Origin of the sequence: Saccharibacillus deserti, assembly GCF_013618475.1 — a bacterium.
GTDB lineage: Bacteria > Bacillota > Bacilli > Paenibacillales > Paenibacillaceae > Saccharibacillus > Saccharibacillus deserti.
In genome coordinates this window covers 992,512-1,008,057 of sequence record NZ_JABJVN010000001.1, presented here as the reverse complement: position 1 = coordinate 1,008,057, position 15,546 = coordinate 992,512, and the positions used below count along the sequence as shown (strand labels likewise).

Here is a 15,546-nt window from a genome sequence, read left to right as displayed (position 1 = left end):
TGGTAACACGCGGTTCCACAGGGGTCAGCCTTTCAATTCTTCGTAGATTCCCATGTACTCTTTTGCCGAAGCGAGCCAGCTGAAATCCGAGGTCATCCCGTTTTGAACGATCTTTTTCCATGTCGGTTCTTCGCGGTAGAAAGCGAGCGCGCGGCGCAGCGTATGCAGCATATCATGCGCGTTGTACGCCGCGAAACTGAAGCCGTTGCCTTCGCCGGTGTATTCGTTGTACGCCTGGACCGTATCGTTCAATCCGCCGGTTTCACGCACGACCGGAACGCTGCCGTAGCGCATGGCAAGCAGCTGGCTGATGCCGCACGGTTCAAACATGGACGGCATCAGGAACAGATCGCTGGCCGCATAAACATTGCGCGATAGCGCTTCGCTGAAGCGAATCTGCACCGCAAGCTGTTCCGGATGACGATAAGCGGCTTGGCGGAACCAGTCTTCGTAGCCCGCTTCGCCGGTACCCAGCACCACTACCTGAACATCTTCGCCGTACAGCAGCTCGTCCAATACGCGCACGACCAGATCGAGGCCTTTCGGTTCAACCAGACGCGACACGATTCCGATCATCGGCGTTTTTACACTGACCGGCAGCCCCAGTTCCGTCTGCAGCGCCGTTTTGTTCTCGCGCTTTTTGGCCAGGCTGCTCTTGTAGCGGGTATGCAGGGTTTTGTCCGTATTCGGATTATAGCTTTTGGTGTCGATCCCGTTGACGATCCCCGTCAGCTTGTCGCCGATCGAAGACAGCAGGCCGTCGAGCCCGTAGCCGTAATAAGCTGTACGGATTTCCTGCGCGTAAGTAGGACTGACCGTCGTCACTTTGCCCGAATACACAATGCCGGCTTTCATGAAATTCACGTTCCCGTAATATTCCGCGCCTTCGTTCGTGAAGTGACGGTTGTCGAGTCCCAGCAGTTCGCCGAATACCGCATACGGGAATACGCCTTGATACAGCAGGTTATGGATCGTATACACCGTCTCAATATTGTCGTAAAAAGGATCATGCGCATACGTGTCCTGCAGCAGCAGCGGAATCATGCCCGTATGCCAGTCATGGCAGTGGATCACATCGGGCTTGAAGCCGATTTCCGGCAGAATATCCAGAACCGCCTTGTTGAAAAAGGCAAACCGCTCGCCGTCGTCTCCGTAACCGTACACTCCGTCACGGCCGAAGTAAAATTCGTTATCGACAAAGTACACCGGAATGCCGTCGTCGTCATATTGTTCGATGCCGCAGTATTGTCCGCGCCATCCCAGGTTGACGCTGGTTTCGCCGACATGCGTCATTTTTTCCTTATAGGCATCGGGGATGCCTTTATACTTGGGCAGCACGACACGAATATCGGCCCCCGCCTGCTTCAATGCTCGGGGTAAAGCGCCGATCACATCGGCCAACCCACCCGTTTTGATAAAAGGCGCCGCTTCTGCGGCTGCAAATAGCAATTTCATTTTGCTTTCCCCTTTCTTTCGGTTCCTTTTTCGTCCGCTGCCGGCGACTCTTCCGATTTGGAAGAAGCTTTTTTCTTGGCAGGCGCTTTTTTCACTGCAGCCGCTTTCGATCCGTCCGCTTCTTTTTTGGCTGGACTTTTCCGCTTTGGAGCGGGCTCAGCCTTTTCGCTGCGAACCGCCGCTTTCAGCGTATCCGCAAGCCGTCCGCTTTTTTTGAGTATGACGATTCCCAGAGGCGGAAGCTTGACCGACAGATGATAGTCCCGGCCGTGCCACGATTCTTTGACCGCACGCAGCACGTCGCCGTTCAAGCGTCCTTCTCCACCAAACCGAGTCTCGTCGCTGTTGAACACTTCCTTGTAGCCGCCCGATTTATCGACGCCGATTCGGTAATCGTCGTAGCCCACAGGCTGGAAGTTGATCAGGATATACAGCGTATCGCCTGTTTTTTTGCCTTTTCTCATAAAGGTAATGACGCTCTGATTCTCGTCGGAAGCACTGATCCAATCGTAACCGTCCCAGTCGTGGTCGATTTCCCAAAGCGCTTTTTCTTCCAGGTAAAAATGGTTCAGCGCCGCCGTATAAGCCTGCATCTTCCGGTGCGCTTCATAGTCGAGCAGAATCCAGTCGAGCGGCTCCTCGTCTCTCCATTCGATAAACTGGCCGAACTCTCCTCCCATGAACAGGAGCTTTTTGCCGGGATGCGTGATCTGATAACCGAGCAGCAGGCGCAGACCCGCGAACTTTTCTTCGTACAGACCCGGCATTTTGTCCAGCAGCGACTTCTTGCCGTGAACCACTTCGTCGTGGGACAGCGGCAGCACATAGTTCTCGGAATGTGCGTAGACGAGCGGGAACGTCAGCAAATTATGCAGGGAAGGACGGGTCTCGAATCCGGCTTCCACATATTTGAGCGTATCGTTCATCCAGCCCATATTCCATTTGTAATTGAAACCCAGCCCTCCCTCGTGCGCGGGAGAAGTGACCAGAGGCCAGGCGCTTGATTCTTCGGCCGCCATGATCGCGTTCGGATAATAGCCGAAGATCGTTTTGTTCAGTTTTTGCAAAAAGTGGATCGCGTCGTAATTCTCTACGCCGCCCTGCGCATTGGGCGCCCATTGATGGGGTTTCTTCTCGAAATCCAGACGCAGCATACTGGTCACCGCATCGATCCGCAGACCGTCAAAATGGAATACATCCATCCAATAGAGAGCGCTTGAGATCAGGAACGATTGGACTTCAGGTTTGCCGAAATCGAATGACAGCGTTCCCCAACCCGGCTTCTCGGCCAGCATCGGATCGGCATACTCGTACTGCGGAGTCCCGTCGAACTGGCGCAGGCCGTGTGCGTCTTTGGCAAAGTGGCCCGGCACCCAATCCAGCAGCACACCGATGTCAGCCTGATGGCAGCGATCGATCAAGTACATGAGATCTTTGGCTTCACCGTAGCGGCTGGTCGGCGCAAAATATCCCGTCGCTTGGTATCCCCATGACAGATCATAAGGATACTCGGTCAACGGCATAAACTCCAGATGCGTATACCCCATTTCTTTTACGTAGGGGATCAGCACGTCGGCCAATTCCCGATATGTATAGAAGGTTCCGTCTTCTTTTTGCTTCCAGGTTCCCAGCTGTATTTCGTAAATGTTGACCGGTTTGGCGTAAGGCGCTTTCCGTTTTCTTTTCCAGGCTTGGTCACCCCAGACGTATCCTTCGATCGAGCCCACGCGCGAAGCGGTATGGGGACGAACTTCCGCATAAACGCCGTACGGATCCGCTTTGAGCAGACGTTCGCCCGTTACCGAGCGGATATCGTACTTGTACAGTTCCCCATGGCCGATTCCTTCGATGAACAAGCTCCAAATCCCGCCGGATTCGGCAATGGATTCCATAGGATTGAGGCTTCCTTCCCAGCTGTTGCGGTCCATCGCGATTCCGACGGCTGCGGCATTGGGGGCCCACACCGTAAACCGCACGCCTTCTTGTCCGCCTTCCGTCGTCGGATGAGCGCCGAACATGCGATAGCTGTGAAAAAAGTTACCTTCATGGAATAAGTAAATGTCTTCTTGCGATAAAGGCTGCGATCCAGCCATCCGCGCTTTGCCCATCCTCTTCACTCTCCCTTGTCCGATGTTAGCGTCCGCCAAGTGGTTGGTTTTGGACGCATCAATAGTCTTATTACCCGTCTAAGGGTGACCTGAATAAGTTGATACTAAAAAATAATTTTTCGAAGATTGCAACTTATTTCCTTTCGGTAAAGTTTCAAAGCCGTATTCTTCCGTTTAATTATGTATCATATTGACATACATCACGGGAGGGAAATTAACATGAATAAGAAAGACTGCATCGCTATGCTGCTTGCCGGGGGGGAAGGCCGACGACTTGCGCCGCTCACATCCAAATTGGCCAAACCGGCGGTGCCATTCGGCGGGCATTATCGCATTGTCGATTTCCCTCTCAGCAACTGCCTAAATTCGGGAATCGATACCGTCGGCGTGCTGACCCAGTACGCCGCCGAATCGCTCCATGAGCATATCGGCGAGGGACATCCTTGGAAGATCGCTGCGGGAAGCGGCGAAGTCACTTTGCTTCCTTCCGGGGAACACGGGGAATATCGCGGCACGGCCGACGCCATCACCAAAAATATCGAGTTTATCGATCGCCATGATCCGGAACATGTGCTGATCTTGTCCGGCGATCATATCTATCATATGGATTATGCCGAGATGTTGGAGGCCCACAAGCGTTCCGGCGCGGATGCCACTCTCTCCGTGATGGAAGTTCCGCTGAGTGAAGCTCACCGCTTCGGGATTGTAACCGCGGATGCCAACATGCGGATCGTGGACTTCACGGAAAAACCGGCCAAGCCGATGAGCAGCCTGGCTTCGATGGGAATCTATATTTTCAAATGGTCGTATCTGCGCAGCTACCTGCTGAACGACCTTCATCACGAAACGTCCACCCACGATTTCGGCAAAGATCTGCTGCCTTTGATGCTGAGCGACGGTTCGCAGGTAAGCGCTTATCCATTTGCCGGCTACTGGAGAGACGTGGGTACAGTGAACAGCCTGTGGGAAGCGCATATGGATCTGCTCGGCGATAACAGCGAGTTCGCATTGAACAAACCGGATTGGCCAATGTTCACCAATCGGCAGCTCAGCCGTCCCGCGTTGTTCCGCCGTACGCTTTCCCCTTCTCCGATCGCTTCGATGGTCCATGAAACCTGCGTGAACGAAGGCAGCGTCAAACATTCGGTGCTCTTCCGCGGTGTTCAGATCGGGAAAGGTTCTGCGATTGCCGACAGTGTTATCATGCCGGAAGCCCAAATTGGGCGCAATGTCAAGATTGAATATGCCATTATCGGAGAACAAGCCGTCATTCGCGACGGAGCCGTGATCCAGGGTACGCCAAACGAGATTCTGGTCATTGGTCCGCATGAGACCGTTTATGCCAAACCTGTCGTTCGGTCCCAGCCTGTACGCGCTCTTCAGGACCCTTATGAAGCGGCGAGTATGCGCCGGACCGGCAATATTTCTTCGTAGATGATCCGTTTTATTCAAAAAAGCCGTATCCGAATTTATGAAATCAAATTCGGATACGGCTTTTTGTCGTTCCCGGAACGTACCACGGATTCGGGATACAGGGAATCAAAAGGTCTTTTGATACAGGTTCACGTAACGGCCGCCTACACTCCGGTTCAAGTCGCGCTCGGCGACGAATCGGAATCCCTGGTTTTGGTAATAGGCATTCAGCTTAGGCAGATGGGCGGCACAATCCAGTCTTAGCCCGAGTTTGCCCTGCCGCAGGGCTTCTTCTTCCGCAAAGCGAAGCATCCTGGCACCGAAATCCGTTCCCCGATAAGCCGGGCGAACCGTAAGCCGATGCAGATACAGATACCGTTCGTCGTCCAGCTCTTTCCAGTAGGACGGATCGCCGCATTGCAGCGTACACAATCCGGCCGGCTGGTCGTCCGCCGTCAGAAGAAACACGCGCCGGGTCTCAAAATAACCCCGGACCGCTTCCTCTGCAAACATTTCGGGCTTCCATTGGTCCACTCCCGCCTCAACCATACGCTCGGCCGCTTCGCGCAGCATCTCTGCCAGAATCGGCACATCTTCGGGACCTGCTTCACGAATTTTCATTTCCGCAGAAAAACTCATTCGCTTCTTACGCTCCTATCCGATAAGGGACTTTTCTCGGCAGGCCAATCCTCCAGCCGATTAGATCTGTTCGGGTCCTTGCTCAGGACCTGCCGGAAGTTCAAGCTCCCGTTCTTCGACTGCCGGTTCTTCCAACAGCGGCAGCTTGACGCTGACCGTCGTGCCGACGCCAAGTTCGCTCGTCATCTCCAGCTGTCCTTCATGCAGTTCTACGAGCTGTTGGGTAATCGCAAGCCCCAACCCCGTTCCCCCGCCCTGCGTGTTCACCTGGAAGAAGCGGTCTTTGACCCGCCTCAGATTCTCTTCGTCGATACCGATTCCGCTGTCCTGCACCGCCGCCCGGACCCAGCCGTCTTCACGCGACAGATGCAGCACAATGACGGAGCTTTCGTGCGAGAATTTCACCGCATTGTCGACGATGTTCAGAAAAACCTGCTTCAGCCGGTTCGCATCGCCGTAGACGGCAAACGACCCTTCGTCCGCTTCCACGCGCAGCTGCACTTTTTTGAGTTCGGCTTTGGCCCAAACGTTCAGCACGATTTCTTTGAGCAGTTCTTTGAGTTCGACCCTTTTCATCGTCAGCTTCATCTCGTTCTGCTGAAGTTTCGAAAAGTCGAGCAGCTCTTCGACCAACCCGATCAGCCGCTCCGTTTCTTTGGCGATGATTCCCATACCGAGCCGGGTCTCGTCCGGATCGTATCCTCCCGAATCAAGTGTTTCGCTCCAGCCTTTGATCGAAGTGAGCGGTGTACGAAGTTCATGCGAGATCGAAGAAATAAAGTCGTCTTTGATCTGGTTGCTTCGCACGATTTCTTCGGCCATATAGTTCAAAGTGGAACCCATTTCGCCCAGCTCGTACCGATAGTCGCCTTCGACCCGGACATCGAACCTGCCTTTGGCCATCTGCGCGGAAACGGCAATGATATTGTTGATCGGCCGTACGATGGAATTGGCCAGTCCGATACTGACGATTAGCACCGTAACCAGAACCGCCGCAATAACCGCCATCGAAACCAGCGTAATCTCGGTCAGCCGCTGATTGACTTTTTCGATCGAAGTGACGAAGCGGGCCAGATAGACCTGTCCGCCTCCCTGCTGAAGGGTCGTGGTGACCGCCATAACGGGCTCGCCCGTCGTCGCTTGGCGCCCGATCCATTTGGCGGTACCTCCGGAAGCCAGCGCCTGCGGAATATCGCTGGTCTGAACCGGCTTGTCGACTTCAAAGCCCGAAGAACTGATCTTGACGTCGCCTTTGCCGTCCAGGATTTGCAGCTCGGATTCAGGCAGCTTGAGCAGACTCAGAATCTGGCTCAGATATTCTTCCTCGCTGTAATCGCTCGAATTGGTCGAGATCAGCGCGCTTCGAACCGTTACATCGATATGGCTCGAAATCATGTTGTAGATCGTATCGTAGTAGTAAGTCCGGATCGCAAACAGAAATACCACTTCCACGAGCATCAGCGCCAGGAAGATGACGATGAAATAGTGCAGCACGATCTGTCTGCCGATCCCTTTCTTGATCATTGACCCTGACCTTTCCATTTATAGCCGTGCCCCCATACCGTTTGCAAGTATTCGGGCTCCGACGGATTGTCTTCGATCTTCTGGCGCAGCCGGCGAATATTGACATCCACGATCTTCGGATCGCCCATATATTCCTTGCCCCAGACGTGATCGAGCAGCACGTCCCGGCTGAGCGGCGTATTTTCTTTTTCGAGGAAAAACTGGATCAACGAAAACTCCGTCGGCGTAAGTTCGATCGCCTGGCTGTTCTTTTTGAACTGTTTGGAAATCAGATCAAGCTTGAACGGACCCGAATCGAACGTAACTTTGGCGGCGGTCTCCCGGTGCACATTGACGCGCCGGAGCAGCGAATGGATCCGCGCAATCAGTTCCGTCGGGCTGAACGGCTTGCTGACATGGTCGTCGGCTCCGACCGACAGCGCATAGACTTTGTCTTGTTCCTGAACTTTGGCCGTCAGGAAAATGATGCCCATGCGTTCGTTCGTTTCCCGGATTCGCCGGCATACTTCGAAACCGTCGATGCCCGGAACCATCACGTCGAGCAGCGCGATATCGATACCCGGTTCCGTCTGCAAAATATGAAGCGCCTCATTGCCTTCCGCGGCTTCGAGCACTTCAAATCCGTTGCGCTTTAAGTTGATGACAATAAAACTGCGGATCGATTCCTCGTCTTCCAAAATCAATACTTTACTCATGAAAATCTCCTTTCCGGACTTCCCTGCCGTTATATGTCATGGATGCGGACTCAAGTGGCCGGGGCGCCGGTTTTGCCGGCGGCCAGTTCGCCTTCCGGATTCACCCGGTACGCAATCACCTGGCTGCTTGTACTATACAGCTTGATCCAGCCTTTTTCTTCGGATTCGTTTTGCCATTGAACCGGGGTAAAAAACCGAACTTCCTCGAGCCATTTCCGATCGTCGATCCGCACAAACTGCAGGTATTTATCGACCATGGATACCGTATTCAAGGTCACGTTACCCAACAGTTCCTGCGGAAACGGCGGCAGCGTAAAACGCCCGTTCGCATCGCGGTACTGTTCCCTGACCGGCGTCACGCCTTTGCTGCCGTCCCACTGCCCATAGACCGTCAGGATCGGAATATCTTCCTTGTTCTTGAAATCGCTCCAGCCGTAAGGCGTTTTCAGCATGCTGATCTCGATAATGCCGTCTCCGTTCACATCTTCGCTTTTGACAAAGCCGTCTTTGAACGCCGCGTCTTCGCCCAGTACCGATTGCAAAATACCGTTCTTCATCATGACGACCTGGGTATAGGAACCCGCGCCGATCATAATGTCGAGCACCACGCCGTTCTGATCTTTGGCCACTTCGCCTGCCGTTACATTGTAATAGCCCGTAACGGTCTTGTTGGGCAGAATCAGCGAAGAAAGTTCCTGGAAGTCGGTCCCCTGGTATTGATAAACGCGGATCTCCGTTCCGATATTCGGCTTGAGATTGACCAGCACCAATTCCTGCAGATTGTCCTTGTTCATATCGACCAGAGCAAATTCGGAATACGGCAGTTCGAGTTTGGTCCCCAAAATCTCGAGGGCCTGACCCGCATACGAATAGACCATCAGCGTGCTGTTCGTACCATTGGCCCCGTCTTCTCCGTCCGCACCGTAACCGACGACGATGTCGGTATAGCCGTCGCCGGAGATATCCGTAAAGTCCAGCTTGTCGAGCTGCTGGCCTTTGCCTTCGATATCCAGCACATTCACCCAGGTATCGCCCTGCTCCTGCAGGATCATCAGATGAATATTCCTTCCGTTTTCGACCGGCTTGTAAAAAACGACCGCTTCTCTTTTTCCGTCTCCATCAAGATCGGCGTAATGGACCGCTTGCGTATCCTCGGAATCCCGTGTACGCACCGCTGTCGCCCCCGCCGGAAGCTGCCGGTCGATGACGTTCTTGAGCACTTCCTTGTCCGCCGGAAGGCGCGGAGGCCGAATCAGCGACGTCGGGTCCGGCAGGGACAGCGTGTCGCTGCAGCCCGACAGAAGCAGCAGACCTGCCGCACAAGCCGCGCTCAACCACATTTTCTTCATGTATTCGCTCACTCTCTTCCGATTGGGCCATTCTCTCTGTCGTTCGCTGCGCCGAATTCGGCTACAGCCGGCTTTTCTCCGCCGCCGTCAACCGTCTTCCGCGAATATCGAGCACGATTTTGCCGTCTTCCATACTCCAGATGCGGTGTGCATGTCTCTCCGCCAACTCGATCGGAAGCACCGCCACGACGGTTGTCTCCTGCTTCTCGCACAAGTTCTTGAGCATGCCGAGCACACTGTCGGCCGTCTGCGGGTCGAGCCCGATCACGGGTTCGTCCGCAAGCAGCACATTCGCACCGTGAGCCAAGGCGCGCGCCGTCGCGATCCGCTGCTTCTCGCCTCCGCTCAGGCTGTCCGATTTCAGTTTGGCTTTGTCCAGCAAACCAAACGATTCGATCATGTCCATGGCGCCCATATAATCGTCGGTACGCACCATGCCGGTGAAGCGCCGCCAAGCCGGCGTCTGGCCGACCTGACCGATAAGCACGTTTTTCAGCGCGGTCCGGTTCGGGTCGAGATCCGGATTCTGCTGCAGATACGCCCATTCCCGCTGAATGCGTCTGCGGCCGGACCAGCCCGCTTTGAAGATGTCGAGATCATCCACGACGAACGTTCCGCCATCCCACTTTTCACGCAGAGCCAGGCAGCGCAGCAGCATACTTTTGCCGCTGCCGCTCGGTCCGACGATCGCCACGAACTCGCCGCGCACGAGATCGAAGTCTATCCCTTTGAGCACGGGTATCTTGTCGCTGCTTACGGTCTTTCTCAAACCTCTCACCTTGATCATTCGCCATCCGACTCCCCTGACTTGGTAAACTTGACTCCTCTAGTGTACCCCGAAACGCTTGCCTATTGCCACGTCAGGCGGCTTTTTTCTCGAACTTTTTCGCCTGTGTCCCCCGGAAAAAGAACCCCATCATCCCGAACAGCACATATGCGCCGCCCATGATCCAGAACAGCAAAAAAGGAGAACCGTGCTGCATGCCGTAACCGCCGATCCCCGGTCCCGCCATACTGCCGATACTGAAATGGAAAGAAGCTACGACATTGGCGGACGGAATAAGACCCCGGGGCAGCAGGTCGGCGGCATAGGCCATCCCGAGCGAATAGAACGAACCGACCAATCCCCCGGCCACCAGGAACAGCGCAAGGTTGGCCCACAGGTTGGTTCCGGCCAGCGGCACGAGCACAAACAGCAGGCCGCCGCAGATACCGGCCGCGATCAGGATCGGACGACGTCCGAAACGGTCGCTGAGCATCCCAAGCGGAAGCTGGAGAATCAGCCCGCCAATTCCGATACAGAGCAGCAGCAGCGCAATGTCTTCTTTGGACAAGCCGATACGCAGCCCGTACACGGGGAAATTGCCGTTCAGCGAAGCTTCCATGTAGCCGTACAGGAAAGCGGGAATCAGCGCAAACCAGGCATACCGGTAAATCCGCGGAAAACGTCCGAAGCCGGTTGAATGCTGGGCTTCCCGTTCCGGCCGGTACTCGGGCAAATAGCGCAGAACAAGAATCAGCACAATCAGGAACAATGCAGCCAGTCCTACAAACGGAACATAATCGCCGTAATCGACCAGCCCGATTCCGAGCGGACCGATACTGAAGCCGATCCCGTAGGACATGCCGTAAAGCGACAGGTTGCGCCCGCGTTTCTCTGCCGGCGTCACCAGCAGCACCCAGAGCTGGGCCACATAATTCAGCGCGCTGTCTCCGGCTCCCACGATCATGCGGAGCACGAACCAGATTCCGATCCCCGGAATCAGAGGAAACAGCGGAAGGGCGATCATCACCATGACGAGACCGCCGATCAGCAGTTTCTTGAATCCGACAACGCCGACCAGACGCTCGGCAGCCAGCGTCATGGCAAAAGAACCGATATAAAGCGCTGCCGAATTCAGACCGTTGACCGAAGCGGAGACCCCCTGTTCCTCCAGCAAAATGGACAGCAGCGGCAGCAGCATGCCCTGGCTCAAACCCGCCATGACCACGACTCCGAGCAAAATATAATACGAATATTGGGAACGCGCAGACAACACAATCTTCCTTTCTCCGGGGGCATCCCTTCCGGGCTGCCGCACCCTCACTTAGTAGTGGACAAGTTCATGCGTAAACATACATAATAGGTTCAAAAGGCAAGGCGATGTTTGGTATAGGAGGTCATCGATTGAACAATTACGAAGTCAAAATCGACGTATCCGAGATTTACGAACTGCTCGGAAGTTTTATGGTGCATATGACAAAAAAATGGCTCCCGAACCTCGATATCGGTGCAGGTTGGTCCGAAGAAGCCGAGGCGGGCATGCCTCACGAACTCCGGCAAAGATTCGCCGAAGCGAATGAATGGCCGTTTCTCGATTTCGACGCCTTGTATGCCCTCGTCATCGAACGCGAAGAGGACGAAGACATTCCGGTCTTCCTCGACCGTCTTCTCGCCGAACCGGCGGAACGCCTGCTCGAGCGCATTTCTCCGCAGCTTCCCCTGCTGACGCAGGCGGACATGTCCCGCATTCAGCGCGACTACACGCCCCTGCTGAAATCATGGTATACTTATTACTTCAAGGATATCCGGGATTCCATCCTGCCGCTGATCGAAGAAGACGCCGCCGAAAAGCGCGAACTTCTGCTCAAGATGGATGCCGGCGCCCTCGTCGAATACGCATCGGGCGGCCTCGTGGTCGAGACTCCGCTGGATCTGAAGACGGTCATTTTGTTCCCGACCGTGCATAATCGGCCGATGAACACGTACTGTTTTTACCAGAACGTGCTGCTGATCCAGTATCCGGTCGATGTACCGGAAGCGGAAGAGAACGAACCTCCGACCGTACTGCTGCGTATGACGCGCGCTTTGGCTATGCCCGACCGCCTCAAAATGCTGCGTTACGTCGCCGACCAGCCGCGTTCCCTGCTTGAAATGGAGCGGGATCTCGGACAACCGGCCGAAGCGCTTAAACACCATATGGTCCTGCTGCGAACCGCGGGGCTGCTGCGCACGCATATCGGCGAACAATCCAACGAAAAATTCAGCATACGTCCCGACGGGGCATCGGAACTGCAAATGTTTCTGGAATCGTATCTTCGCCTTTGACCGAATTCTTCGAATCACAGCACCGATCCCTGTCGCGATTTTCCAAAGGAGTGAATCTTCCCGTGACAGGAACCTGCAAGCAGCATCTGATTTTTGATCTGGACGACACGCTCGTCTACTGCAACAAATACTTCGATAAGATTCTGGACGAGTTCTTCACCCGCATGACCGGCTGGTTTGCCGATTTCGGCCTTACGACCGAGCAGGTTCGCCAAAAGCAGCTCGAGATCGATATTGCAGGCGTACATGTAGTCGGATTCGCGAGCCATCATTTCCCCGAATCCCTCATTGCGACTTACCGCTATTTCGCCGACGCCTACAAACGGATCGGCAGCAGCGCCGAAGAAGCCTTCTTGATGAAACTCGGACTCAGCGTTTACGATCAGGAAGTCGAAGCGTATCCGGGCATGGTCGAAACCCTCGAATCCCTTCGCAGCGAAGGACATGCCCTGTACCTGTACACGGGCGGCGAAGACCGCATTCAACAGCGCAAGATCGACCAGATGAAACTGGGTACGTATTTCGGCAGCGATATCTTTATCCATCAGCACAAAAACGTACAGGCGCTGGAAAGCATCCTGCGCGCCAAGTCGCTGCCCCGCCCTTCGACCTGGATGATCGGCAATTCGCTCCGTACCGATATTGCTCCCGCGCTGAGCGCCGATATCCATGCCGTCTACCTCAAGCAGGAACGCGAGTGGGCCTACAATATGATCGAGCTGAATGAATCTTCCAAAGGCACCCTGCACACCGTTGCCAAGCTGCCCGAAGTGCCCCAACTGATCGAACGCTTCACGTCCTCTTCTCTTCAAAAACGGACCCTTTAAAGGGTCCGTTTTTTAATTATTTTCCCTGTTTGGCTTTATCCGTTTTCTCCGACCGATCCGCAAACCGAAAATCGAGTTTCTTCTGCTCCGCGTTCCAGGCAAGCGCCGCATCGAAACTTTTTTCTCCTTTTTTGAATCCTTTAAGCATCAGGGTCTGCCCTTTGTCCAAAAGGCGTTTGACCTGGGTATCGGAGATCGCTTTGCCCAGAATCTTTTTGGAAACGGTAAACCCGCAGTCCGGATACCCTGTGCAGCCATACAACTTCTTCTTATCGACCACCGGTCTGCCGCAGATCGGACATGCGCCCAGTTCCGGCGAACCTCCGCGCGCTTCCCGCTGGCCTTCCGCCGCAGTCTGACCGCCGCTTCGAGCGTAGGCCGGCCGTTCTTCGCTTTTGGGCAGTTCGACCGTAAACGTCCAGTCTTTCTCGGCCGCCACCGCGTCGGATACGATCTTCTGCGCCAGGCGCTGTGCCTGTTCCATAAAAGCTTTCGGCGACTCCTGACCCTGCCCGATTTCGCCGAGCCGCTGCTCCCACTTGGCCGTCATCTCGGCCGAAGCCAGTACGCTTTCGCCCAGCGCTTCGACCAGTACCGTCCCTTTGTTTGTCGCATAAACCATATTCTTGCGCACTTCGATATATTGACGGTCTTTCAGCCCTCCGATGATGCCTGCGCGCGTCGCTTCCGTTCCCAATCCCTCGGTGCGCTGAAGCACTTTCTCCAGTTCGGCATTGTCCAGATGCTTGCCGGCCGTCTTCATCAGGGTAATGAGCTGCCCTTCCGTATAGCGTTTCGGCGGCTGCGTCCTGCCTTCTTTGACCTGAACGTCGGCTGTGCGGCCGGTATCGCCTTTTTGGACGGGAGGCAGGACGGACAAGTCTTCTTCATCGTCTTCTTTCTCGCTTTTGTCGTCTTCTTTGCCGGATTTCGGCTTTTTCTTGGGCGTATTGTCGTACAGCACTTTACGCCAGCCTTCCTGGACGATCACTTTGCCTTTGGTCATAAAAGGATCCAACCCGTCCACCAGCGTTACCAAATTCGTATAATCGATAATCGCTTTCTCTTCATGTGCCGCAATCAGCCGCTTGGCAATCAGCAGATACAAGTTGAGCGCCATGCCTTGAAGTTTGCCCGGCGGCGGAACCTGCTCGGTCGGAATAATCGCATAGTGATCGCCGACTTTGGAGGCGTTCACGTACCGCTTATTGCCGATCAGCGTCGGTTTGGGAGCGGGCAGGAACGGTTTCAGCTCCTGGAACCCTTCAAGCTTTTTCAAAATATCCGGGAACTGCTTGGCTTCTTCGTCCGTGACATAAGCCGAATCCGAGCGCGGATAAGAGATAAAACCGTCCAGATAAAGCTGCTGCAGGGAACTTAACGTATCCTGCGGCGAATATTTAAAAATCTGGTTGGCCGATGCCTGCAGGGAAGACAAAGAGAACAGCTGCGGCGGTTGAAATTCTTTGCGTTCGGTTTCGATCGAATCGACTACGGCCTCTTTGCCTTCGCAGCGCGAACGGATCGCTTCCGCTTCCTCCGGCGTTTTCAGACGCGTCTCTTCTCCTTTGAACCAGGTTCCTTCATACTCCGCGCCGTGGATCGCAAATTTGGCTTTGACTTCCCAGAACGGCTCCGTTTTGAAATTGGAAATCTCTTTCTCCCGGGCTACGATCAGAGCCAGTGTCGGACTTTGCACGCGCCCCGTAGAGAATACGCCCTGGACCCCCCGACGCTGGAACAGCAGCGAGTAGACGCGTGAACCGTTCATGCCGACAAGCCAATCGGCGCAGGAACGGCTGACCGCTTCGTAATACAAATTCCGCGTTTCGATCTCTTCTTTGAGATTGGCAAATCCCTGCTCGACCGCGCGAGGCGTCAGCGAAGAAATCCATAGACGCTTCATCGGTTTCTTCACTCCGCTGAGCTGGATCACGATCCGCACGATATATTCGCCTTCGCGCCCGGCATCGCTCGCGATAATAATCTCTTTGACTTCGGGCCGCTTCAACAAATCGTTCAGCAGGTTGAACTGTTTGGCTTTTGACGGTGTAACCCGATGTTTGAACTTGCCCGGCAGAATCGGCAGTCGATCCAGACTCCAGCGTTTGTAGCCCGGGTCGTATTCTTCGGGCGGTACAAGCTCGCAAATATGCCCGACCGCCCAGCTGACATAAGCCCCGTCCGGAAACGCGGGGCATTTGTCGATGACGATATACCCCTGCGTTTTTCTATGTTTGAACGGTGCCGCCAGCTTGGCTCCCTGGTCGGGCTTTTCCGCAATAATAAGCTGCAAGTCAATCTCCTCCTGTGGGTAAAGCAAGCAAAAGGCCGGGAGTCTTCTTCCCGACCTGCCTGGTCACGTGTCTGCGTACGAACATCCGAATATTTATTTTAGCATGCGGCCATTTTTTTCGCTACCGACAAACGGTTTGCCAATCGGCCAAG

12 protein-coding genes are annotated in these 15,546 nt (G+C 54.7%); 3 read left to right on the top strand and 9 right to left on the bottom strand.

All coding sequences use genetic code 11. The annotated features are described in order from the left end of the window. Positions 1–24: 24 nt before the first annotated feature. Together glgA and glgB are read right to left on the bottom strand one after the other, a co-directional pair. A complete protein-coding gene (gene glgA, locus HOP44_RS04465) occupies positions 25–1,455 on the bottom strand; it encodes a glycogen synthase GlgA (protein WP_172250912.1) in 1,431 nt (476 codons plus the stop codon). Continuing rightward, positions 1,452–3,563, bottom strand: coding sequence for a 1,4-alpha-glucan branching protein GlgB (glgB, locus tag HOP44_RS04460; RefSeq protein WP_172250910.1), 2,112 nt, complete (start codon positions 3,561–3,563; stop codon positions 1,452–1,454). The genes glgA and glgB overlap by 4 nt, the downstream gene beginning before the upstream one ends. A gap of 219 nt (positions 3,564–3,782) precedes the next feature. Here glgB and HOP44_RS04455 point away from each other — a divergent pair, with 219 nt between their 5' ends. Next, the gene (locus HOP44_RS04455) at positions 3,783–4,997 is read left to right on the top strand and encodes a glucose-1-phosphate adenylyltransferase (protein WP_172250908.1); all 1,215 of its coding nucleotides are present in this window, start codon (positions 3,783–3,785) and stop codon (positions 4,995–4,997) included. Between the two features lie 105 nt (positions 4,998–5,102). On the opposite strand, the gene HOP44_RS04450 is transcribed toward HOP44_RS04455, so the two are convergent. The 6 genes from HOP44_RS04450 to HOP44_RS04425 all read right to left on the bottom strand — a co-directional run bounded on the left by HOP44_RS04450 (position 5,103) and on the right by HOP44_RS04425 (position 11,219). Beyond that, positions 5,103–5,615, bottom strand: a complete 513-nt coding sequence (locus HOP44_RS04450; protein ID WP_172250906.1) for a GNAT family N-acetyltransferase — start codon at positions 5,613–5,615, stop codon at positions 5,103–5,105. Positions 5,616–5,675: 60 nt separating this feature from the next. Further along, a complete protein-coding gene (locus tag HOP44_RS04445) occupies positions 5,676–7,139 on the bottom strand; it encodes a sensor histidine kinase (RefSeq protein ID WP_172250904.1) in 1,464 nt (487 codons plus the stop codon). Continuing rightward, on the bottom strand, positions 7,136–7,834 hold the full coding sequence (locus HOP44_RS04440; protein WP_172193843.1) for a response regulator transcription factor: 699 nt from the start codon (positions 7,832–7,834) through the stop codon (positions 7,136–7,138). The genes HOP44_RS04445 and HOP44_RS04440 overlap by 4 nt, the downstream gene beginning before the upstream one ends. Positions 7,835–7,884: 50 nt before the next feature. After that, positions 7,885–9,183, bottom strand: a complete 1,299-nt coding sequence (locus HOP44_RS04435; protein ID WP_172250902.1) for a hypothetical protein — start codon at positions 9,181–9,183, stop codon at positions 7,885–7,887. 61 nt (positions 9,184–9,244) lie between these two features. Next, positions 9,245–9,970: a phosphonate ABC transporter ATP-binding protein gene (locus HOP44_RS04430; RefSeq protein ID WP_172250900.1), complete on the bottom strand. Its 726-nt coding sequence runs from the start codon at positions 9,968–9,970 to the stop codon at positions 9,245–9,247. Positions 9,971–10,043: 73 nt separating this feature from the next. Beyond that, a complete protein-coding gene (locus tag HOP44_RS04425) occupies positions 10,044–11,219 on the bottom strand; it encodes an MFS transporter (RefSeq protein ID WP_246369570.1) in 1,176 nt (391 codons plus the stop codon). Between the two features lie 191 nt (positions 11,220–11,410). Between HOP44_RS04425 and HOP44_RS04420 the strand changes: the two genes are divergently transcribed. Further along, positions 11,411–12,271, top strand: a complete 861-nt coding sequence (locus HOP44_RS04420) for an ArsR/SmtB family transcription factor (RefSeq protein WP_246369648.1) — start codon at positions 11,411–11,413, stop codon at positions 12,269–12,271. A gap of 62 nt (positions 12,272–12,333) precedes the next feature. Continuing rightward, positions 12,334–13,098 (top strand): HAD family hydrolase, encoded by a 765-nt coding sequence (locus HOP44_RS04415; RefSeq protein WP_172193847.1) that lies wholly within the window; start codon positions 12,334–12,336, stop codon positions 13,096–13,098. A 16-nt stretch (positions 13,099–13,114) separates the two neighbouring features. Here the strand turns inward: HOP44_RS04415 and HOP44_RS04410 are convergent, their stop codons facing one another. Then, a complete protein-coding gene (locus tag HOP44_RS04410) occupies positions 13,115–15,394 on the bottom strand; it encodes a type IA DNA topoisomerase (RefSeq protein ID WP_172250896.1) in 2,280 nt (759 codons plus the stop codon). Between the last annotated feature and the right edge of the window lie 152 nt (positions 15,395–15,546).